Genomic DNA, 21908 nt, shown 5'->3' with positions numbered 1-21908 from the left:
ATTTTTGCACGCATCATAAATGCTGAAAACATGATTGAGAAATTTTTAAACGAGGAACAAGATCCAAAAACGGTTGAGAAAGTTTACTTCCGCCTGGTCGACCTGCTTTCTTCTGGTGAAGAGATCATTTATATAGCGGTTCAGAAAAAGCCATTGGTGAATTTATTTCCGGATTGCATTGCCATAACCAACAAGCGTATCTTATTTTTTACCCCGGCCAACCTGGGCCTGTCCATCAAATTTGTTGATTTTGTATGGAAGGATATTGTTGATGTATATACAAAGGAAGAAATTATTGGCGCTATATTCAGCGTGAAAACCACCAACGGAGCCGAAATGGCGGTCGATTATCTACCTAAAGTACAAGGCCGTAAGTTATATCAATACGCCCAGGAACGTAAAGAGGTTGAACGCGAAGCCCGCCGCCAACGCGACCTGGAACAAAAACGTGCCGAATCTGGCGCTGTTCAGTTTGATAACGCGGCTCGTACAACACCCGCGCAACAGGTGTTTGCTGCTCAGGCGCCGGTAGCCGCGTCACAAATACCAACGCCGACACCGATGGCTCCTCCCGTTCCCACTCCGGCTCCTGAGCCGGTTGCGCAACAAGCTGCAGCCCCAAAACCGGATGAGCTTACCGAAAAGTTAAAAAGACTTAAAATGCTTTTTGATAACGGCCTGATATCGCAGGAAGAGTACAATGCCAAGAAGCTTGATTTGTTAAGTGATTTTTAATATTAAGTCATTACGTCATTTAAAAAAAGCGATGGGAAAAACCATCGCTTTTTTTGTCATTGGGGCATTGTATCAATAATTCAAATGACCCAATGACGCGGAGCAAATGAGTCAATGACGGCGTAGCCAACTCTAATTCAAAAGTCGTTCATCAAAGCTAAATGTTTCTGTGTTTGTTAGTTTTACCACTGATGCAGCCGGATGTAAGGGATTGATCAGGTAGTTGTATTCGGCAGGTACAATGGATGAAGGAACTTTCATTACCAGGTGTTCTCGTTTTTTTAAAAACTCATCCCCCAATTGACGTAATGCCACCGGGGCAGGTATATCCCGCCAGTTTGGGGGTAATAATGCCGGGTTTAGGGCATAGATGTTATCTTCGGGGACCTCGATTTCTACAAGGCAAAAATTGTCAGGTACTAATAGGGGAGGCAAATGGACTAATACTTCAAGCACGGCCAGTGCCCGTGATGAAGCGGTGTAAAGCATCGATTTACCTTCGCTGTTCCAGCGGCCTCCATATAAACGGGCTCCGGTACCGCTTAAATCGCCGGCATAATTGCAGTTACTAATACGATACAATATCATCAGGCAAAAATACCGTGTTCAATACGCCCCAACTCTTTAAAAACCATATCAAAGCCTGCAGAGGTATCCAGGATAGTAACCGGGGCTTCGCCTTTAAAGATAAGCGATGGGGTTTTTATCCATGTTTTGAATTTCTCCATCGATCCAAAAACCTCCTGGCCACGGGTATACAGGCGGGCAAGCTCAACAGCTTTCTCGGCGTATTCAGTTTTAATAATGGCATCGTCTTCATAGCGCTGTAAAGTACGCTCACTGATGTGTAAGATAATAGCTAACTCCTGTAGGTTTAAAGATATTTTTTTTGCCAGCGTAAGCAATGCGCTTTTAGGGAAGCCCTTGCGAGCCAGGTTAATAATATCGAAATCGGAGTTGAGGGTTAAGGATTTTGCGCCCCCAAGCAGATTATAAAACGAAGGCATAGTACCCATGCTGCCATAAGCAACCATAGGCTCATTGAGCACATTTTGCGATTCTTTTTTTGTTTTATATGACATATGTACAAATATAATTACCATTTGTCGTATTTGCAAATATTGTCAAACAAAAAAGCGATGAAGTTTTATGTTCATCGCTTTTTTAAATTTAACGGAAAGACTTGCGAAGTTTCAAAAACTTCGCAAATCTGATCATGTGTTTATTTTGCCACTATCAAAAAGTAATTCTTTTTTCCTTTTTGCGCCACTATAAATTTTCCGTTTATCAGAGCATCTGTATTATAAACGTCATCGGCTGTAGTAATCTTTAATTTATTGATAGATGCACCTCCGCCGATAATAGTTTTCTTAGCCTCACCTTTTGACGGGAAGATCGTGGTTTTAACAGCTAACAGATCAGCAACATTAATACCTTCTTGTAACTCTGCTAATGAGATAGTAAAGTTGGGCACTCCTTCAAAAATTCCGAAAACTTCAGAATCGCTTAATTCAGCAAAAAAATCGAGTCCTATTTTACCAAATAAGAAATCAGAAGATTTAATCGCTTTCTCATACCCGGCCTCTCCGTGTACCCTAATGGTAATATCTTTCGCCAAAGCTTTTTGCAAAACGCGGGCACCCGGATCAATATCATGTTCTGCTTCCCAAGCTTCTATAACCTCACGGTTATATAATGTAAATATCCGAATATATGCTTTAGCATCAACATCGCTCGTCTTTAACCAAAACTGGTAAAACTGGTATGGCGATGTACGGTCTGGATCAAGCCAAACGGCGCCGCTTTCGGTTTTGCCAAATTTGGTACCATCTGCTTTTTTTATTAATTGGGTAGTAAGCGCAAAAGCTTCGCCTGCATCTTTCCTGCGAATCAACTCGGTGCCGGTAACAATATTACCCCATTGGTCGCTGCCTCCCATTTGTATGGTGCAGTTATGGTGTTTCCACAGGTAATAAAAATCGTATCCCTGAACCAGCTGATAAGTAAACTCGGTGAACGACATGCCGGTATCACCTTCTAATCGTTTCTTAACCGAATCTTTGGCCATCATGTAGTTTACAGTAATGTGCTTTCCAACGTCGCGGATAAAATCAAGGAAAGTGAAATTTTTAAACCAATCGTAATTGTTCACCATTTCGGCACTGTTCATACCGCTGTCAAAATCCAGAAAACGGGTAAGTTGCGCCTTTACAGCCTCCAGGTTATGTTGCAAAACATCTTCAGATAATAAATTGCGTTCCTGCGATTTGCCCGAAGGGTCGCCCACCATGCCGGTAGCACCGCCAACTAACGCGAATGGTTTGTGGCCCGCGCGCTGAAAGTGGATCAAGGTCATGATCTGTGTAAGGTGGCCTACGTGCAGCGAATCTGCAGTTGGGTCAAATCCTATATATCCCGAAGCCATGCCTTTATTAAGCATTTCTTCGGTGCCGGGCATAATGGTATGCAGCATACCGCGCCAGGTTAGTTCTTCAACAAAATTCATATTAAGTGTTGTTTCAAAGGTTGCAAAGATATAAAGCTAAAGCACAAAGTTACCAAAATGTAACTTTGGGAAACTTTTTGTCAACCGTTAACTACACGTAAAATCTATTTCAAATAATTACTTATTCTTTGTATCTTGAGCAAAACGGGGTATTTTGCAGCTCAAGGCTTATGAATTTTTTATCGCATTATTATTTCGACAGGGATACCAGCAACTGTTACCACGTATTGGGAACGGTACTGCCCGACCTGTTGAAAAATGCCGATAAACACATTATCCTGCACCCCGAAAAGCTACAACACCCTGATAACGATGTTAATTCTATTATAGTCGGCTGGAATAAGCACCTGGCTGTCGACAGGTATTTTCACTCTTCTGATTTTTTTACCACACACTCGCACGAGTTAAAAAAACTCCTGCGCCCTGCTATCGAAGGCTCACCAGTTAAGCCATTTTTTTTAGGTCATATCGCATTGGAGCTTATTATAGATAATTTGCTATTAACCACGGGCAAAGTAAAGGTTGATGAGTTTTATGACCACCTATCCGGCTGTAAAACAGAAACTATAAACGAGTTTTTAACCTTTTCGGGTCTGAAAAACACCGAAGTGTTTTTTAAATTTTACGAAAAATTTAAGGCGAGCAAATACCTGCATACCTATGCAGAAACCCACCAGATAGCCTATGCGCTTAAGCGTATTTGTATGCGGATATGGAAAGATCCTTTTACGCCACAGCAGGAGGCGGCGATGAATGATGTTTTAGATATATATCGCAATTACCTGGAAGATAGTTTTATGTCGATTTTTACCGGGATAGGGGCTAAATTATAGCGTATCTAACAGGTTGATGTAATGCGTTTTCAATTCAAAAGGTGCCGTTACTTTAATCGCCTGCTCAAAAAATGATTCCATCGGCTCAAAAAGGCTTAAATATCAGCAATTAACATTAAATAATTCTTTTTTTAATAAAATTATGTCCTTACCTTTGCAGTCCCAATTAACAAATTGGGAAAAGGAGATAAATTATTTAATGGCAAAAAAACAAGAAGCAGAAAAAGAATTAAAAGCGAAAGAAGCTGAACTGGGTACAGTTACCGCATCTGGCGAAAAAGAAACTATTGAATCAGAAGCTGATTCAATCTCGATCGAAGAGATCAAATCTAAAATTGCAGCTACACCGAGCGAAGATTTCGACTGGGATGCAGATGACAAAAAATTTGGTAACTACAGCGATAGCGACCGTGAAAAATTCGAAAAATTGTATGATGGAACTTTCAGCTCTATCACCAAAGGCGAAATTATCACCGGTACTGTTGTTAATGTTAACAACAAAGATGTAGTTCTGAATGTAGGATTTAAATCAGACGGTTTAGTTTCAGTATCAGAATTCCGTGATACACCTGATCTGAAGATCGGTGATACAGTTGATGTATTTGTAGAGTCGCAGGAAGATGCTAACGGTCAGTTAGTACTTTCACGTAAACGTGCAAAAACTCAAAAATCATGGGAGCGCATTAATTCAGCACTTGATAATGATGAAATCATCACTGGTTTTGTGAAGAGCAGAACTAAAGGTGGTTTAATTGTTGATATCATGGGCGTTGAAGCCTTCTTACCAGGTTCACAAATCGATATTAAACCTATCAGGGATTACGATGTGTACGTTGGTAAAACAATGGAATTCAAAGTTGTTAAAATCAACCACGAGTTTAAAAACGTAGTGGTATCGCACAAAGTGCTGATTGAAGACGATTTGGAAAACCAAAAAACAGAAATCGTTGCCCGCCTTGAAAAAGGTCAGGTATTGGAAGGTACTGTTAAAAACATTACAGACTTTGGTGTATTTATTGACCTTGGTGGTGTTGATGGTTTATTACACATTACTGATATTTCATGGGGCCGTATTGAGCATCCACGCGAAATTCTTGCATTGGATCAAAAAATCAACGTTGTTGTGCTTGATTTTGATGACGAGAAAAAACGTATCGCTCTGGGCTTAAAACAATTAACTCCACACCCTTGGCAGTCGCTTGACGAGAACATCGTTGTAGGCTCGAAAGTAAAAGGACGTATTGTTACTGTTGCTGATTACGGTGCATTCCTTGAAATCATCCCTGGTGTTGAAGGTTTGATCCACGTATCAGAAATGTCATGGTCACAAAACCTGCGCAATCCTCAGGAATTCCTTAAAGTAAGCGATGAGATTGAAGCACAAGTGTTAACACTTGACCGCGACGAACGCAAAATGAGCTTAGGTGTTAAACAATTAACTCCTGATCCATGGCAAAACGCTGGCGAGAAATACGCTATCGGCACAACTCACGTTGCTACAGTTAAAAACATGACCAACTTTGGTGTGTTTGTTGAACTGGAAGACGGAATTGACGGCTTAATCCACATCAGCGACTTATCATGGTCTAAAAAAGTTAACCACCCTAATGAATTCACTAAAGTTGGTGAAAAATTAAACGTGGTTGTTTTAGAGCTTGATATCGATAACCGTAAATTAAGCTTAGGCCACAAACAGCTTGAAGAAAACCCTTGGGATACTTTTGAAACCATCTTCACTATTGATTCAATACATGAAGGTACTGTGTTAAAAGTAACTGACAAAGGTGCTATTGTAGCTTTACCTTACGGTGTTGAAGGCTTTGCGCCAACTAAACACCTGGTTAAAGAAGACGGCAAAAGCGTTAAAGCTGAAGAGGCTGCTGAATTCAAGATCATTGAATTTAACAAAGAAAACAAACGTATCGTAATTTCACACTCACGTATATGGGAAGAAGCTCGCGCTGACGCTCGTGTTCAGGAATTTGAAAACCGCAAAAAAGAGGCAAAATCTGCCAGCAATGCGGTTAAAAAAGTGAAAGAATCAGTTGAAAAATCAACTTTAGGCGACCTTAGCGTATTAGCTCAGTTAAAAGAGCAAATGGAAGGTGCTGAAAGCAAAGCCCGCAAAGCTGCGCCAGCCCCTGCTGTTAAAAAAGAATCTGAAGGCGAAGAAGCATAAGCTTAACTGACGTAATATTCTTAAGCCCTTCCGAGAAATTGGAAGGGCTTTTTTTTTATAACATTAAATACCATGCAGGATACAAAACAAACCAGTAAGCTCATTAGCTACTGGCTCAGGCATCATCCCGAAGACGGCAACCTCAGCATAGATGATTTTGGCTGGGCATCGGTCGATGAACTAATACAATCACTTGCCGCAAAGGGGCAGGTGTTTACCCATGCCGAAATTGTGGAACTAAGCAAATCTTTTGATAAAGTAAGGTGGGAGTTTAGCGACGATGGCGGTAAGATAAGGGCCACCCACGGTCATTCCATCGAAGTTATATTGGACGAAAAGACGGTTGAGCCACCGGAGTTGCTTTATCATGGGACATCGGTAAATAATGTAGAAGCTATAAGAGAAAATGGCTTGCTTGTCATGCAGCGGCAGTTTGTACATCTTTCCTCTGATAAAGAAATCGCCCTGTCTGTTGGCAAACGCCACGGTAAGCCGGTTTTGATTGAGATAGACGCAGCAGGTCTGGCCAAAGAAGGCTGGGTGTTTTATCAAACGAGTGACAATGTTTGGTTAACTACGGGGGTGCCGACGAAATATTTGAGTATTCCCTGAGCATTGGCATGGCTGCAAAGAGGCGTTTACCTCAAAAGTTTCATAAAATAATGCCTGCGGAATATTGTAAATTTGACTTATTACCTTTTGATGATGACTACATTAACCATAAAAGTAAAAGACGATAAAACGCTTAAGCTCATTCATGATCTTGAAGAGATGGATCTGATACAGGTAGTTAATGAAAAAGTACAAACACAGCCAGCTAAGCTTTCTGCTTTGTTAAAAGGATGTATTTCAGCAGAGCAGGCCGGGCAATTACACGCCGAAATTGAACAAATGCGTAAAATATGGTAACGAGAATGTTTATTTTATCTCGCTGCAAACATCTAATAAAAGATTACTTATACCTCGAAATATGCCTAATGTAGCTTATTTACAATATAAGGAAAAAGGTTTTTGGATTCCTGAATCTTTTATCGAAGTGCTTTCACAGTTCATTTGTGAAGCATTTGAAAGTATTGGTTTAAATAGCTTTTCTGATAACCTGCAAAGACTATATCGAAGTTGCGACTACAATAGGAATGGTAGCAGTTTGGGTATGGTAAATATTCCATTAAACAGATCCATAATAAATGCTGATGATAGAGACATCTTTCTCGGTGTACTTAATCATACAAAAACAATATTGTTATATAAAGGGAACGAGCTTACGATATCATACTTAAATGAGTTTGAGCGTTCCAAAATAGATGAATATTTTCAGATTGAATGGAACTTTCCAATTAAAACTCAAAGTCTAATTGCAACAATTGAGATTATTGAACAAATGTTAAATGGCACATGGCAATCTTCTAATTATGGAGTATATTACGAAGGATTCAATAATAGTTTAAATATGCCTGAAATATAAAACCCGCTATGCTAGTCGGTTTTTAAAATCACGAAAACTTCTTATAACCAAACATACCTTTCTGACTCATGGCCGGAGAAACCAACCTCGACACCCTGCTCAAAAACATGACTCCTCTTTTAAATGAGGGCGATTATGTTTACTGTACTGTATCAAATGATCAAAACATCGACATACAACAAGTTGTAGCCACGTTTAAGGAAGAAGAGGCGCTAACCGTGATCCTCGAAAAAGAAACAGCCGATGCACTTGGGCTGGAGTATAGCTACATTGCCGCCTGGATTACGTTAACCATCCATTCGTCATTAGAAGCCACCGGCCTTACCGCCGCTTTTGCTGCCGCTTTGGCCAAAGAGGGAATAAGCTGTAATGTAGTTGCCGCCTATTATCATGACCATATTTTTGTAGCTAAAAAGGATGGGGAGCGGGCAATGACAGCTCTGGAGAATTTAGCCGGTAAATAACCTGCTTTATACCCAAAGTATGAGATTTACTGTGATTTAAAAAAGTCTCCCCTTCCGGGGGAGATTTAGAGGGGGCTTTCAAAACTATTTACTATTTTTGCCCAAATCCACCCATACGATGCAAAATCTAACGCTGCTCGACGGACAGAAATTTCAGATCACCATACAACGTTTATGTCGCCAGTTAATCGAAAATCATAACGATTTTTCGGGTTCGGTATTGATTGGTATTCAACCACGGGGCATTTACCTGGCCCGCCGCGTTGCAGAAGAACTCCGCAAGATCCTTCCCGAAAGCAAAATTATGCAGGGCGACCTTGATATCACCTTTTACCGCGACGATTTTCGTCGCCAGGGGTCGCCGCTGGTGCCCAATCAAACCAAAATTGATTTTATAATTGAAGGAAAAAAAGTGATCATGATGGACGATGTACTGTGGACAGGCCGCACAATCCGCGCCGCCATGGATGCCATGCAGGCATTTGGCCGGCCAGAGAAAGTAGAACTGCTGGCGTTAGTTGACAGGCGATATTCAAGACATATACCGGTAGCAGCAGATTATGTGGGAATTGAAGTGGATTCGATTGCGAGCCAGAAAGTAGTAGTATCCTGGAAGGATACTGATGGAGAAGATAAGATAGTACTTGTATCAGAAGCACAGGAATAACAATACAAAAGCGTCATTGCGAGTGATGAAATCCACGGACTCTGAAAGGGGATGACTTACAATACAAAACTGCCATGCTGAGGTACGAAGCATCTATTCGCTGACTTTACAGGGCGGCGATGCAAGGCGGTAAATAGATCCTTCGTAACTCAGGATGACAGGGAAATTGAATATGTCATGGAGGGAACGAAGCAACGACGGACTTAAACAGAATACGCACACAAACACACCATGGCAGGACTAAGCACAAGGCACTTATTAGGCATAAAAGATTTAAACCGGGCAGATATTGAGTTGATATTTGAAACGGCTGATACCTTTAAATCCGTTTTAAACCGACCGATAAAGAAGGTGCCTTCTTTGCGCGATGTAACCATTGCCAATATATTTTTTGAAAACTCCACGCGTACCCGTTTGTCGTTTGAACTGGCAGAGAAGCGCCTTTCGGCAGATGTGGTGAACTTTGCGGCATCATCTTCGTCGGTGAGCAAGGGCGAAACGCTGATTGATACGGTAAACAACATACTGGCGATGAAGGTGGATATGGTGGTAATGCGCCATCCCTACGCGGGCGCGGGCATTTTCCTATCCAAACATGTAAAAGCCCAGATAGTGAATGCTGGCGATGGCGCACATGAACACCCTACGCAGGCTTTGCTGGATGCATTTTCTATCCGCGAAAAGTATGGTGATGTAGCCGGTAAAAAGGTGGTAATTGTCGGCGATATTTTGCATTCGCGCGTAGCGCTTTCAAACATCCTTTGCCTTAAACAATTAGGTGCCGAGGTGATGGTTTGCGGACCTACCACGCTGATCCCTAAATATATTGGCTCATTAGGTGTTAAAGTGGAACATAACCTGATAAAAGCTTTAAACTGGTGTGATGTGGCAAACATGCTGCGCATCCAGCTGGAGCGCCAGGATATTAAATATTTCCCATCCTTAAGGGAATACACCATGCTCTTCGGACTCAATAAAACCATATTGGATTCGTTAGATAAGGAGATCACCGTAATGCACCCCGGCCCCATAAATCGCGGCGTGGAGATAACCAGCGATGTAGCCGATAGTAAACAATCAATTATATTAGACCAGGTGGAGAACGGTGTTGCCGTGCGGATGGCTGTGCTGTACTTACTGGCTGGGCAAACGCCATAAATATAGCATCAAAGTGAAGAAGGATCTGCTTAAAACGTATTGGAAAAGTACTTATAAGGGCACGATTGCGGCATTTGTTTTTTGCGCTGTTCTTTCTTATTTCAATGGTTCTGTCACACCTTTTATTTTCTTCCTGGTATCATTTGGGCGCGATTACTACCATTACGATGCCAGGTTAGCTTATATCAATAAGTTAAAAAGCAAAGGGCTTACCGAAGAGGATATTTATAACATCAATTTTGTAAAGAAATGGGAGGAAGCCCGGGCAAAGGGAATATGGCTGTATTGCATAACCGACGGCGGAATAATCCTCGGTGCATATTTATGGATAGTCATTAGTATGTTGCTTGTAACTACTTCTATTGTATCCATTAAAAGCCTTGCCGCTGATCCCGGAAATATGTTTGCATTTATAGGGTATACTTATATGATAGGAGCAACAATTGGCGTTATAGTCAACAGAATCAGGTGGCCATATAATCAACAGAGATTTATTAAATTAACCGATCCTTTTAATAGTAAATTCAATCAAATTTTATCATGGGATCAATAAGCAAAAGCATCTTACTGGTAAAATTAAAAAAAAGCACGTGGCAAGTTGCGGTCATTATTTTCTTATTTGGTTCATTTACTGCATCTGCCCAAAGCATCCAGCAACGCAAAACCGATTCGGTATTCGCTTTGGTAAAACACTACTTTAATGCCAAACAGGCCGATTCCATATATGCCCTTGCGGGCGATAGTTTCAAAGCGCAGCTAAGCCGCACTGCCTTCGGGAATGTGAGCGAAAAGCAGCTGTTTCCGCTGGGTGTAATCAAGGGATCGTCGCTCGTTAGTTTTGTAAATAATAAGGTAGCTACCTATAAAGTCATATTCAACAGCATTACTTTACAACTGCTGATAGGCCTTGATCAGGCGAACAAGATCGATATTCTACTTTTTCAACCTTTTAAAGAGGCTACAGCTCACAGGATAGAACGGGCTGCAACATCAAACAAACTGCTTACCATCATAGATAACGCGGTAGCTGAAGCTGTTTCCCCTTACATTGAACAGGCTAATACCGCAGGCTTAAGTATTGGAGTTTTAAAAGATGGCAACATTAGCACTTACGGGTATGGCGAAACAGCCAAAGGTAAAAGTATCCTGCCTGATGCCAACACCATCTTCGAGATTGGCTCTATCACCAAAACTTTTACATCGGTAATTTTGGCCTACTATGTTAACGAGGGAAAGCTAAAACTGAGCGACCCCATAACCAAATACCTACCGGATTCGGTAGCGGCCAATCCAAATTTAAAAGACATTACACTGCTTACTTTAAGCAACCATACATCTGGCCTGGAGAGGATTCCGGATAATTTTCCCGCCAATACCGATCCTCTTAACCCCTATATGCTATACAATAAAAAGCTCCTGTTTGCTTATCTGAAAACCTGTAAGCTAAACAGTGTACCGGGCGAACAGTATGCGTATTCCAATTTGGCCGTGGGCTTGTTAGGAACCATACTTGCGCAAGTAAGCGGTAAAACTTACGATCAGCTGGTGGCCGACGTGATTTGCAAACCATTAAAAATGGAAAGTACGGCACAGCATCTAACCGCTGCGTCACAGGCCCGTGAAGCCATTGTTTATAACGCCGAAGGTAATGTAACCCCTTTGTGGGATTTTGATGCCCTGGCGCCCTGTGGGGCTTTACATTCATCGGTCAACGACTTGCTGACCTATGTTAAAGCCAATATGGATCCGCCTGACGATAAATTGGGTAAAGCGCTGGAATTAACACATCAGCTAACTTTTAAAAAGGACGCCAAACTGGGCCTGGCCTGGCATATTATTACTGTAAACGGAGTGGAGTACATTTTTCACAATGGCGGTACGTTTGGCAGTAGTTCATTTTTAGCTTTTAACCGCGAGAAAAATCTTGCTGTAGTAGTGTTATCAAACTGCGGTGAAACAGTAGATATGGTTGGGATAAATATTTTGAAGAAGTTGCAGTAAGCAAAATCACCAGTAACCAAACCTGAGATAATCCGTCCATTGTCAAAATCAAATCGATCTTAGCTTTCCTTTCCGGCATTATTGTTGAAGCCCTTTTAGCTTTATTGGCGGGAAGAGATTCCATGAAATGCCCAGGCCAAATTGGTTACCCGAATCGACAAAGCGGTAGTTGTAGTTATCATGGCCATTTACGAACGTTGTGAATACGCCAAGATCAGGTGTTGGCTTGAAAGGGTATACCGTGAAAATAATCTCTGTACGCCATGGATTAACGGATGGGTGGGCGTTGAATATTCGCTCACCATTTATAGCAAATGAATATCTGAGCCAATTTTGTTTCCAGCTAAGTTCGTAACCGCCATTTACCCTCACTTTGCCGTATATCCTGATGTCGTTGTCGGAATAGCCGCCAAAGTTACCAATTCCCAAAAAACGGTTATGATAAAGCGTACCGCCTAATTTAAACGAATGAGTTAACCTGGCCATATCATTCCTATCCGGCTTATTTAACCTGAAATTCACTATCATCTCGGTCAAATCGGTCGAAAAGTTTCCACTTTTCCGGTTAAGCATGGTTGATAAATCGGTTTGAGAGGTTATGGTTTTATAAATAGCATCGCTTTCCGGTGATTCATCGGGATATTTATCCGTAAAAGCTCCTCCGTCCTGGCCGTTCGAATAATGGCCGCTTTCTAAAGAAATAGCGAGTAAATTGAGTTTGTCAATCCTGAAAACCTGTTGAGAGCCTAATAATATCCGGTACGACGGCGTTTTTACCGGCAGGGACTTTTGGGTATACATTCTTAATTGCGGCCGGTATGATATATAATATGCTTTCACATAATCATTATTGTCTTCGTTTTTTAGCTTGTATACATCGTTGAATACGCTATAACGCACGATTGGGTTTGCTTCAAACAGTATATGCTCATATGGTTTGGCTTTGCCCATGGTACTTTTCCAGCCAATATTGGGATCATCGCCCACCGGATAATATGATTTATGGTCATCCAGTATTTTGCACGAACTAAAACTTATGAGTAAGCTTAGTATAAATAGGATATATCTTTTCATATCAATAAAATCATATCAATAAAAGGATATGTTTAATGTCTTGTATTAGTTGCGTATCAATACCGGCAAAGGGCAATGCATCTCCATTAAAATCGTCAATGTAGTAAAAGGTAAAAACAACCGATGCTGCAATAAGCTTACCTACAATATCACGTGTTTGTTGCCGGTCCTGCGTTTGTAAAAAGAAAGTGCTTTCCAATTTTCTGAATGGAAGCCCGTTTAAGATGGTTTTTACCGCATCAAGAATCGCTTCATTGGAGTTATAAACAGTAAGTATGTTTCCGTAGGCCATAGCAATAAGGTTTGGATATAAGACATGTAGTTGCCTTTATATCATAAAGTTAAACAAGAAAGTTGTAACTGGCAATACCTTAAAGCAGGTAATATGTTTTATTACAAAAAAAAGCCGCGAAATTTTATTCTCGCGGCTTTTTAAGAGTTATGGTAGTTCTTAACTTTACAATTCCTTAGCCAAAAACGGATACCTGTAATCAGTCGGGGGATCGAAGGTTTCTTTAATGGTGCGTGGAGAAACCCAGCGTAACAGGTTGATCATCGAACCTGCTTTATCATTAGTGCCCGATCCCCTGGCGCCGCCAAATGGCTGCTGGCCAACAACGGCTCCGGTTGGTTTGTCGTTGATATAGAAGTTTCCAGCTGCGTTGCGCAAGTGCTGGGTTGCTTTGGCAATGGCATAACGGTCCTGCGAGATAATAGAGCCTGTAAGGGCGTAGATGGATGTTTTATCTACAATGTTAAGCACCTCATCAAATTGATCGTCCTCGTACACGTAAATGGTTAATACGGGACCAAAAAGCTCTTCGCACATGGTTACATAGTATGGGTCTTCTACTTTTAACACGGTTGGCTCAATAAACCAGCCTTTGCTTTTATCATAGCTGCCACCGGCAACAACTTCAACACCTTCATCTGTTTTAGCGGCATCAATGTATTTAGCCAGTTTATCAAACGATACCTCGGTGATCACTGCATTAATGAAATTCTCAAAGTCCTCAACCGGACCGATTTTGAACGATGTAATATCGCGCTGCATATTGGCTTTTACCGCAGGCCATAAGGAGGCCGGTACGTAAGCCCTGGAAGCAGCCGAACATTTTTGCCCCTGGTACTCAAATGCGCCACGAACCAAGGCTGTGCTCACCACATCGGCATTAGCGCTTGGGTGGGCAAGCACAAAGTCTTTACCTCCGGTTTCGCCTACAATGCGTGGATAAGTTTTATATTTATGGATGTTGGTGCCGATAGTTTGCCAGATGCTTTGGAAAACTTTTGTCGATCCGGTAAAGTGGATGCCTGCAAAATCGGGGTGGTTAAATATTACTTCGCCGGCAACCGGGCCATCAACGTAAATCAGGTTGATAACGCCAGCGGGTACACCGGCTTCCTTAAATATTTTCATGATCACGTTGGCCGCATAAATCTGCGTGTAGGCAGGTTTCCAAACTACTACGTTACCCATCATAGCTGCCGATGCCGGTAAATTACCTGCAATAGCTGTAAAGTTGAAAGGGGTTAAAGCAAACACAAAACCTTCCAACGGGCGTTGTTCCAGGCGGTTCCAAACGCCTTTGCCCGATACTGGGGGCTGTTGTTTGTAGATCTCGGTCATGTACTCCACGTTAAAACGCAGAAAATCTATCAGCTCACAGGCAGAATCAATCTCGGCCTGGTAGGCGTTTTTTGATTGACCAAGCATGGTAGCCGCGTTTATGGTAGCACGGTACGGGCCGGCAATTAAATCGGCAGCTTTTAAAAATATGGCGGCACGTTGCTCCCAGGGCAGGTTTTCCCAATCAGCTTTGGCGGCAAGGGCTGCATTGATGGCGGCAGTTACATGGCTGGCATCACCTTCGCTAAAGGTAGCTAACAGGTGTTTATGATCATGTGGCGGGCGAATTTCCAGCTTGGTGCCGGTGCGTACTTCCTGCGCGCCAATGTACATAGGTATATCTAACTGTTGCGCGCGGGCCTCGTCTAAAGCGGCTTTGAGGGCTACACGCTCTAAACTTCTGGGGCCATAGTTTAAAACCGGCTCGTTTACAGGAGCTGGGACATTAAAAAATCCTTTAAGCATAATGGGTCGTCAATTAATAGGGGCAAAGATAGGCATTTGTGATTGACGGTGGGTGAGGGGAGTGTCAAAATGTTGATGGGTAGAATTGGGTCTATATTTCAGGAATTTCCTGGAGGTATCACCACTACATTCTTGCCTAATGTTTTAAACCGGTCGCCGTTTTCTTGTACAACGGTAATGGTAATGTGCCCGGTTTTACTGGTGTTTATATCACATACTTTGCCGGACTTTCCGGCGTGGGTTCCTCCTATAACTTTACAGTCGTCTCCGTCCTTTAAATTTTCCGTGGTCATATTTGTGTGTTGTTTAGTTTGTAATCTACGCTTAAAGGTAATTAATGTCTGTTGATATCATTGTAAACCACCAGCATTTTGGAGTTTAAGGCCATGCGTTTTTTAGGCGGAAAGATATATTGGGGTGGTATAAATTATTCATTTTTTAAATTTATATTCATACTAAAATGGAAATACTATTTATCATCATCGGCGCTATTGTTTTTGCCCTTATCGGTTTTGTTGCTTACCGCTTTTTAAAAGTAAGGGCGCAACGAAAAAAACTCGAAAGCCTGCGATTTAACAGGATCCAGCTACTTTTTGATCAGTTGAACAACGAAACCGAGATATCAACAGATGATATTTTACCGTTTGCGCAAAATATCCTCACAAGGCACGATGCTTATCATATTTTAAAAAAATATGATAAGGCCGCGCTTTTTCCTGCAGAATATTTTACGCTTTTAAAGGGTGCTGAAAGTGCCCTGGCAGTCTGGCTCGAGTTTCCGACAGAGCTTGATGCCTGCCCCGATGAAATTGAACATATAAAACGGGTAACTATTGATTTTGACGGAAATAACAATTTTGTACACTATGAGGTATTTAAATATCGGGTTGATGCACCTCACTGGGCCGCAAAAAATGGATGGATGCTGGGTGTTGTCGGTCCGTTTTTTGACGATAGCGAGCCTTATCATTTTGCGCAGGCTACATTCAGCAGGACAAGTAGCAGTGCAGATAAAGTAACGCCCGAAGACGAGGCAAAATGGGTACATCAACATATTGCTATGAGGCGGTAAAAGACAATAAGGGTTAGTAAGCTTCCCGGCATCATAATAGCTCAAAAAAATATCCCTTTAAACCAAATTTCATCATATGAAAAGCCTTGCAAAATATACCCTTATAACGTTGATTTTAATAACTGCTACCATAAGATGTTTAGCGCAGGAAGATTACCTGGAAAAAGGCAATGCCTTTTTAGATAAGGGTCAGTTAAGCAAGGCCGAGAGGGCGTTTAGGGATGGTATCAAGGCCGATCCAACAAACCTTATTTATCAATGTCAGCTTGGGCTTACCCTGATTCAACAAAAAAAGTTTGCAGCAGCCGAAATTGTACTTCAACAGGTTTTAAAAACAGATTCAAATAATGTAGCAGCCCGTTGGTACAGCGGAATAGGTTATTTTGAAAATTCGCAGGACAGAAAATCGGTTAATGAATTTTTAAAGGCCTTGCCCTTAATTGATAAGCAGAGCGGGCAATATTACTCGGCCAACTGGTATATTGGTAAATGCTACGCCAACCTGTTAAAAACAAAGGGACTAACATACGCCGAAGTAGATCAAATGCTTTCCAGTTACCAGGAGTATTTAAGGCTGCAGCCCGATGCGGATGACGCAGCGGAAATAAGGGCATATGTTGAACGTAAAAAGAGCCGACGGCCATCTGAGAATGTAAAAATATGGGTCGATTTATAAATTCACGACGAGTGGAATTGCTAACTTACAAGGGTAGAGGGAGTCATTCATCATGAAAGTAAAACTATTAGTCATCAGAACAGGCGATACGGAAAAGCTTGCCAAATTTTATGAGTTATTAGGTTTTGTTTTTGAATATCACAAACATGGTAATTCTCCTTATCATTATTCAGCTACTGTTGATCAAACTGTAATTGAAATGTATCCCCTAACAAAAAACCAATCAGAAGCGGATAAAAGTTTGCGCTTAGGTTTTGAGATAGATAATTTTGATAAAACCATTGAATTATTAAAAGAGAATAATATCGTATTTGCATCAGAGCCAGTATCAACAATATTTGGTTTTATGGCGGTAGTTATTGATCCCGATGGACGGAAAATCGAATTGTATAAAAAGTAAGATTAAAAAGCTGCTTGTTTTTTCGATGTTATCGATAACAGGTAACTCGCTTTTCGTTCAATCAAAAAAAGTCGCCGCGCTAAGCAGAAATTTGTAGATTACAATAATCAAGCAGAATAAAAGTTTTTCCTAATCCCTGCATCATGACCATAGAAACCCTTCAATCCATTTGCCACAAACTGCCGGGCGTAACCGAAGACATTAAACTGGGCGAGCATCTATGTTTCAACGTAGGCGGTAAAACTTTCCTGTTTACCGGGCCAGATTCTGTGCCGCCAACTGCATCTGTAAAAGTACCGGACGATGATTTTGAGGAAACCCTGCAAAAGGACTGCTTTTCGCCCCAGGCTTATATCGGCAGGTATAAGTGGGTACATATAGCTGATATCAGCTGCCTGGGCATCCACGATTGGGAGTTTTACATCAAGCAATCTTACTGGCTTATCGCCGAAAAGCTCCCGGCCAAAATACGCAAGCAAATAGGGTTGTAGGTAAGGCTGTCAATAATTGCCCTTTAATTGTCGTATTTGCACCGCATGGGTTTGGATGGTTGGGTTTACATTTGTATCATAACAAATAAAACAAACTATCATGGCAACACAAATTTTTGTAAACCTTCCGGTTAAAGATCTTAACAAATCAATCGAATTTTTCACCAGCCTGGGCTACAGCTTCAATCCGCAATTTACCAACGATATGGCTGGTTCTTTGGTTATAAGTGATACCATATTTTTTATGCTGATAACCGAGCCTTTCTTTAAAACTTTTACAAAAAAGGAAATTGCGGATGCAACTAAAGTAACTGAAGCCATTAACTGCATCTCCTTAGATAGCCGCGAAGCTGTCGACGAAATGATAGCCAAAGCAGTTGCCGCCGGTGCCACCACTCCAAATGATAAACAAGACCATGGCTGGATGTACGGCTGGGGTTTCCAGGACCTTGACGGCCACCTATGGGAGTTTGCGTATATGGATATGAGCCAGCTGCCGCAACATGTTTCTTAGTAGTAAGTAGCAAGTATCAAGTAGTAAGATTTTTTGATGTGCAAATTACAGACGTGCAGATTTCAGATATGCAGATGATGGCAATTATCTGAAAATCTGAGGTGAGTTTGTCGGAATTCATCGAATTAAAGAATTTTTAGAATTCTGTTAATTATTTAATTCGATGAATTCCGGTTCAGACAAAATTTCGCGATAGGGATCGGCGCGGATACCGGCCAATGTGGCTAAGGCCTGTGCAGTATGAGCAGAGAGCCCGGGCCGTAGGCATCGCTATTATTAGTAGCAAGTAGTAAGTATCAAGTAGTAAGATTTTTAGGGCAAAAGAGTTTTATAAAATAGGCTCCTGCCTGTTATCCCAAAAAAATAAAATCTCAATTTGGGTTGCTTTTACTTCATAAAACATAGAGCAGTTTTTATAGATAAAGCCTTTTCGGATATGGGCGGCTTGTTTTAAACTTTGAAATATTTCTGGTGACAGGCTAATTGTCTTGAGTACTTTAAGGGTGCGTTCCTCAAATTCAGCTACGATTTTATTTCCGAACCGCTCTTCTATTTGGGATTTTATGGCATCGAAAGTTTCTATTGCTGTTGAAGAAAAAACGATTGTATAGATCATTTAGCAGAACTTAACCGCTTTTTAAATTCTTCTAAACTTACAGTTCTGCCGGCAAGGATATCTACCTGTCCTTTAGCAATACCTTCTAATACATGAGCAGGTAAGTTTTCTTCTTCCTGTTCTTCAAAAGGAATTTCCAGTGCTTCAAAAAAAGCCTTAATAACTTTTTCCTGGTTTTTTGAGGGATGTACTACATATGACGCCATATTATAAAATTACAATAAATTGTTTTGATAACAAAAAAACACCATCCGAAACCGGATGGTGTTTTTTTATGTTGTCCCACACCTTTCAGTGGGCCGGGCATCTATCAAACTTTGATTTCAACTTCAACGCCGCTTGGCAACTCAAGCTTCATCAGGGCATCTACAGTTTTCGAGTTCGAGCTGTAAATGTCTAATAAGCGCTTGTATGAGCATAATTGAAATTGCTCACGTGCCTTTTTGTTTACGTGTGGTGAACGTAAAACGGTGAAAATTTTCTTTTCGGTTGGTAACGGAAGTGGTCCGCTAACTACAGCGCCTGTTGGCTTTACTGTTTTTACGATTTTCTCGGCAGATTTATCCACCAGGTTGTAATCGTAAGATTTTAATTTGATCCTGATTCTTTGGCTCATGTTGTTTGTTAATTAGATTACCCTAAGAGCTATTTATTAGGGTAATTATTGAATTATTGATTTATTGAATTACTGAATTAGCTTTTTTGTGTTTTTAATTCACTCAATCACTAATTCAATAATTCAAAATTGATTTAAGCGTTTGCAGCAGCTTTTTTGCCTTTTACTTTGGCAACTACTTCTTCCTGTACGTTACGTGGTGCTTCAGCATAGTGATCAAACTCCATGGTTGAAGTAGCACGGCCAGAGGTGATGGTACGTAACTGGGTTACATAACCAAACATTTCTGAAAGTGGTACAGTAGCTTTAATTACCTGCGCACCTGCACGTGAATCCATACCTAAAAGCTGGCCACGACGACGGTTCATGTCACCGATTACATCACCCATGTTTTCTTCAGGGGTAAGGATCTCGATTTTCATGATAGGCTCCAACAATACTGGTTTACACCTTGGCAATGCCTCACGGTAAGCCATCTTAGCTGCTAACTCGAAAGATAGCGCATCTGAATCGACCGCGTGGAACGAACCATCAATTAAACGTACTTTTAAGCTTGTTAACGGGAAACCGGCTAATACGCCGTTTGCCATTGAAGCTGCAAAGCCTTTTTCAACAGATGGGATAAACTCACGAGGGATTGAACCACCGCTGATTTCGTTCACAAACTGTAAACCTTCTTTACCTTCGTCATTTGGTGAAAGTATAACCTGGATATCGGCAAATTTACCACGACCACCGGTTTGTTTCTTGTAAGTTTCGCGGTGCTGAATGGTGCCTGTAATTGCTTCTTTGTAAGCAACTTGTGGCGCGCCCTGGTTAACCTCTACTTTAAACTCACGTTTCAAACGGTCCATGATGATATCTAAGTGAAGCTCGCCCATACCGCTAATAACGGTTTGACCGGTTTCTTCGTCAGATTTTACGTGGAAAGTTGGATCCTCTTCAGATAATTTACCAAGAGCGATACCTAATTTATCAACATCAGCCTGAGTTTTAGGCTCAATAGCTAAACCGATAACCGGCTCAGGGAAATTCATCGACTCAAGAATGATCGGGTGTTTCTCATCGCACAGGGTATCACCTGTTTTAATATCTTTAAAGCCTACTACCGCTGCAATATCACCTGCACCTACGTTAGGGATAGGGTTTTGCTTGTTAGCATGCATCTGGAATATACGTGAAATACGCTCTTTGTTATCTGAACGCATGTTGTGCACATATGAACCAGCCTCAAGGTTACCTGAGTATACGCGGATAAAGCACAAACGACCTACGAAAGGATCTGTCGCAATTTTAAACGCTAAAGCTGCAAATGGTTCTTTTTCTGATGGCTTACGCAAAATTGCTTCACCTGTATCTGGGTGGTGGCCTACAATACCTTCAACATCCATTGGCGAAGGCAACAGTTCCATCACGTAATCAAGCATGGTTTGTACACCTTTGTTTTTGAAAGATGAACCACAAACCATAGGAACAATTTTAGCATCTAAAACAGCTTTACGTAAAGCGTCAAGCACTTCGCGTTCAGTAATTGTTTCAGGAGCATCAAAAAATTTCTCCATCAGGCTTTCGTCATACTCAGCTACTGATTCAAGTAATTTTTCTCTCCACTCGGTAGCTTCCTCGATCATATCCTCTGGGATAGGCACTTCAGTAAAGGTCATACCTTTATCATGCTCATTCCAAACGATACCTCTCCAGTTAATTAAGTCAACCACACCCTGAAATTTCTCTTCAGAACCAATTGGCAATTGAAGAGGCACGGCGTTGCTGCCTAACATGCTTTTTACCTGTTTTACAACATTTAAAAAGTCGGCACCGGAACGGTCCATTTTGTTAACGAAGCCTATACGGGCAACGTTATAGTTATTTGCAAGCCTCCAGTTGGTTTCTGATTGTGGCTCAACACCATCAACAGCACTGAAAAGGAACACCAAACCATCCAATACACGCAACGAGCGGTTTACCTCAACGGTAAAATCCACGTGGCCCGGTGTATCAATAATGTTGATATGGTATTTTTGACCCCTGTAATTCCAGTTTACTGTAGTAGCAGCAGATGTAATGGTAATACCACGTTCCTGCTCCTGTGCCATCCAGTCCATGGTAGCTGCACCTTCGTGTACTTCACCAATTTTGTGGCTTACACCAGCATAGTAAAGTATACGCTCGGTAGTGGTAGTTTTACCGGCATCAATGTGAGCGGCAATACCTATATTTCTTGTAAATCTTAGATCTCTTGACATAGTAATTATTGAGTTATTGAATTAGTGAATTAGTGAATGAAAAATAAATTACTTTAATGGTTTCAAATCACTGATCCTATTATCCAGTAATTTTATTAAT

General features: G+C 41.3%; 27 protein-coding genes. 16 read left to right on the top strand and 11 right to left on the bottom strand.

Annotation, left to right across the window (positions count from 1 at the left end):
• Window positions 1-30: 30 nt before the first annotated feature.
• Window positions 31-735, top strand: coding sequence for a PH domain-containing protein (locus tag AC1DXF_RS26200; RefSeq protein ID WP_477451655.1), 705 nt, complete (start codon window positions 31-33; stop codon window positions 733-735).
• A 132-nt stretch (window positions 736-867) separates the two neighbouring features.
• Here the strand turns inward: AC1DXF_RS26200 and AC1DXF_RS26195 are convergent, their stop codons facing one another.
• The 3 genes from AC1DXF_RS26195 to tyrS all read right to left on the bottom strand — a co-directional run bounded on the left by AC1DXF_RS26195 (window position 868) and on the right by tyrS (window position 3241).
• A complete protein-coding gene (locus AC1DXF_RS26195; RefSeq protein ID WP_477451654.1) occupies window positions 868-1323 on the bottom strand; it encodes an RES family NAD+ phosphorylase in 456 nt (151 codons plus the stop codon).
• The gene (gene parS, locus AC1DXF_RS26190; RefSeq protein WP_477451653.1) at window positions 1323-1817 is read right to left on the bottom strand and encodes a type II RES/Xre toxin-antitoxin system antitoxin; all 495 of its coding nucleotides are present in this window, start codon (window positions 1815-1817) and stop codon (window positions 1323-1325) included. The genes AC1DXF_RS26195 and parS overlap by 1 nt, the downstream gene beginning before the upstream one ends.
• 140 nt (window positions 1818-1957) lie before the next feature.
• On the bottom strand, window positions 1958-3241 hold the full coding sequence (tyrS, locus tag AC1DXF_RS26185) for a tyrosine--tRNA ligase (protein WP_477451652.1): 1284 nt from the start codon (window positions 3239-3241) through the stop codon (window positions 1958-1960).
• A 170-nt stretch (window positions 3242-3411) separates the two neighbouring features.
• Between tyrS and AC1DXF_RS26180 the strand changes: the two genes are divergently transcribed.
• The 10 genes from AC1DXF_RS26180 (at window position 3412) to AC1DXF_RS26135 (ending at window position 12008) form a co-directional block, all read left to right on the top strand.
• Entirely contained in the window at window positions 3412-4074 is a 663-nt protein-coding gene (locus AC1DXF_RS26180) for an ACP phosphodiesterase (RefSeq protein ID WP_477451651.1), read from the top strand.
• A 199-nt stretch (window positions 4075-4273) separates the two neighbouring features.
• A complete protein-coding gene (gene rpsA / locus AC1DXF_RS26175) occupies window positions 4274-6253 on the top strand; it encodes a 30S ribosomal protein S1 (RefSeq protein WP_477451650.1) in 1980 nt (659 codons plus the stop codon).
• Window positions 6254-6325: 72 nt separating this feature from the next.
• On the top strand, window positions 6326-6865 hold the full coding sequence (locus AC1DXF_RS26170) for an RNA 2'-phosphotransferase (protein ID WP_477451649.1): 540 nt from the start codon (window positions 6326-6328) through the stop codon (window positions 6863-6865).
• Between the two features lie 90 nt (window positions 6866-6955).
• Window positions 6956-7162: a hypothetical protein gene (locus AC1DXF_RS26165; RefSeq protein ID WP_477451648.1), complete on the top strand. Its 207-nt coding sequence runs from the start codon at window positions 6956-6958 to the stop codon at window positions 7160-7162.
• Window positions 7163-7223: 61 nt separating this feature from the next.
• On the top strand, window positions 7224-7718 hold the full coding sequence (locus tag AC1DXF_RS26160; protein ID WP_477451647.1) for a hypothetical protein: 495 nt from the start codon (window positions 7224-7226) through the stop codon (window positions 7716-7718).
• 68 nt (window positions 7719-7786) lie between these two features.
• Window positions 7787-8182 (top strand): ACT domain-containing protein, encoded by a 396-nt coding sequence (locus AC1DXF_RS26155; RefSeq protein WP_477451646.1) that lies wholly within the window; start codon window positions 7787-7789, stop codon window positions 8180-8182.
• Between the two features lie 118 nt (window positions 8183-8300).
• Window positions 8301-8849, top strand: a complete 549-nt coding sequence (pyrR, locus tag AC1DXF_RS26150; RefSeq protein WP_477451645.1) for a bifunctional pyr operon transcriptional regulator/uracil phosphoribosyltransferase PyrR — start codon at window positions 8301-8303, stop codon at window positions 8847-8849.
• 231 nt (window positions 8850-9080) lie between these two features.
• On the top strand, window positions 9081-10007 hold the full coding sequence (locus tag AC1DXF_RS26145) for an aspartate carbamoyltransferase catalytic subunit (RefSeq protein ID WP_090467170.1): 927 nt from the start codon (window positions 9081-9083) through the stop codon (window positions 10005-10007).
• A gap of 13 nt (window positions 10008-10020) precedes the next feature.
• Entirely contained in the window at window positions 10021-10560 is a 540-nt protein-coding gene (locus tag AC1DXF_RS26140) for a hypothetical protein (protein ID WP_477451644.1), read from the top strand.
• Window positions 10548-12008 (top strand): serine hydrolase domain-containing protein, encoded by a 1461-nt coding sequence (locus AC1DXF_RS26135; protein WP_477451643.1) that lies wholly within the window; start codon window positions 10548-10550, stop codon window positions 12006-12008. Before AC1DXF_RS26140 ends, AC1DXF_RS26135 begins: the two co-directional genes overlap by 13 nt.
• Before the next feature lie 78 nt (window positions 12009-12086).
• Here AC1DXF_RS26135 and AC1DXF_RS26130 read toward each other — a convergent pair whose 3' ends face one another.
• From AC1DXF_RS26130 to AC1DXF_RS26115, 4 genes are all read right to left on the bottom strand, one after another.
• A complete protein-coding gene (locus AC1DXF_RS26130; protein WP_477451642.1) occupies window positions 12087-13082 on the bottom strand; it encodes a hypothetical protein in 996 nt (331 codons plus the stop codon).
• A gap of 10 nt (window positions 13083-13092) precedes the next feature.
• Window positions 13093-13374: a hypothetical protein gene (locus AC1DXF_RS26125; RefSeq protein ID WP_477451641.1), complete on the bottom strand. Its 282-nt coding sequence runs from the start codon at window positions 13372-13374 to the stop codon at window positions 13093-13095.
• Between the two features lie 165 nt (window positions 13375-13539).
• Window positions 13540-15177, bottom strand: a complete 1638-nt coding sequence (gene pruA / locus AC1DXF_RS26120; protein WP_477451640.1) for an L-glutamate gamma-semialdehyde dehydrogenase — start codon at window positions 15175-15177, stop codon at window positions 13540-13542.
• A gap of 98 nt (window positions 15178-15275) precedes the next feature.
• Window positions 15276-15470 (bottom strand): KOW motif-containing protein, encoded by a 195-nt coding sequence (locus AC1DXF_RS26115; RefSeq protein WP_477451639.1) that lies wholly within the window; start codon window positions 15468-15470, stop codon window positions 15276-15278.
• Between the two features lie 167 nt (window positions 15471-15637).
• Here AC1DXF_RS26115 and AC1DXF_RS26110 point away from each other — a divergent pair, with 167 nt between their 5' ends.
• The 5 genes from AC1DXF_RS26110 (at window position 15638) to AC1DXF_RS26090 (ending at window position 18330) form a co-directional block, all read left to right on the top strand.
• Entirely contained in the window at window positions 15638-16249 is a 612-nt protein-coding gene (locus AC1DXF_RS26110; protein WP_477451638.1) for a hypothetical protein, read from the top strand.
• Between the two features lie 76 nt (window positions 16250-16325).
• Window positions 16326-16925: a tetratricopeptide repeat protein gene (locus tag AC1DXF_RS26105; protein WP_477451637.1), complete on the top strand. Its 600-nt coding sequence runs from the start codon at window positions 16326-16328 to the stop codon at window positions 16923-16925.
• Between the two features lie 52 nt (window positions 16926-16977).
• Window positions 16978-17325, top strand: a complete 348-nt coding sequence (locus tag AC1DXF_RS26100; protein ID WP_477451636.1) for a VOC family protein — start codon at window positions 16978-16980, stop codon at window positions 17323-17325.
• A 143-nt stretch (window positions 17326-17468) separates the two neighbouring features.
• A complete protein-coding gene (locus tag AC1DXF_RS26095; protein WP_477451635.1) occupies window positions 17469-17816 on the top strand; it encodes an MmcQ/YjbR family DNA-binding protein in 348 nt (115 codons plus the stop codon).
• Window positions 17817-17916: 100 nt separating this feature from the next.
• Entirely contained in the window at window positions 17917-18330 is a 414-nt protein-coding gene (locus AC1DXF_RS26090) for a VOC family protein (protein ID WP_477451634.1), read from the top strand.
• 328 nt (window positions 18331-18658) lie between these two features.
• Here the strand turns inward: AC1DXF_RS26090 and AC1DXF_RS26085 are convergent, their stop codons facing one another.
• From AC1DXF_RS26085 to fusA, 4 genes are all read right to left on the bottom strand, one after another.
• Window positions 18659-18946 (bottom strand): type II toxin-antitoxin system RelE/ParE family toxin, encoded by a 288-nt coding sequence (locus AC1DXF_RS26085; protein ID WP_477451633.1) that lies wholly within the window; start codon window positions 18944-18946, stop codon window positions 18659-18661.
• A complete protein-coding gene (locus tag AC1DXF_RS26080; protein ID WP_477451632.1) occupies window positions 18943-19152 on the bottom strand; it encodes a hypothetical protein in 210 nt (69 codons plus the stop codon). The genes AC1DXF_RS26085 and AC1DXF_RS26080 overlap by 4 nt, the downstream gene beginning before the upstream one ends.
• 104 nt (window positions 19153-19256) lie before the next feature.
• Complete coding sequence (rpsJ, locus tag AC1DXF_RS26075; protein ID WP_022830652.1) at window positions 19257-19562, bottom strand: 30S ribosomal protein S10; 306 nt, start codon at window positions 19560-19562, stop codon at window positions 19257-19259.
• Between the two features lie 134 nt (window positions 19563-19696).
• On the bottom strand, window positions 19697-21808 hold the full coding sequence (gene fusA, locus AC1DXF_RS26070) for an elongation factor G (RefSeq protein ID WP_477451631.1): 2112 nt from the start codon (window positions 21806-21808) through the stop codon (window positions 19697-19699).
• Window positions 21809-21908 lie beyond the last annotated feature (100 nt).

The organism is Mucilaginibacter sp. P2_A5 (assembly GCF_056404995.1).
Note: the sequence above shows the minus strand (reverse complement) of the source record. Positions and strands in the feature narration are given on the sequence as shown.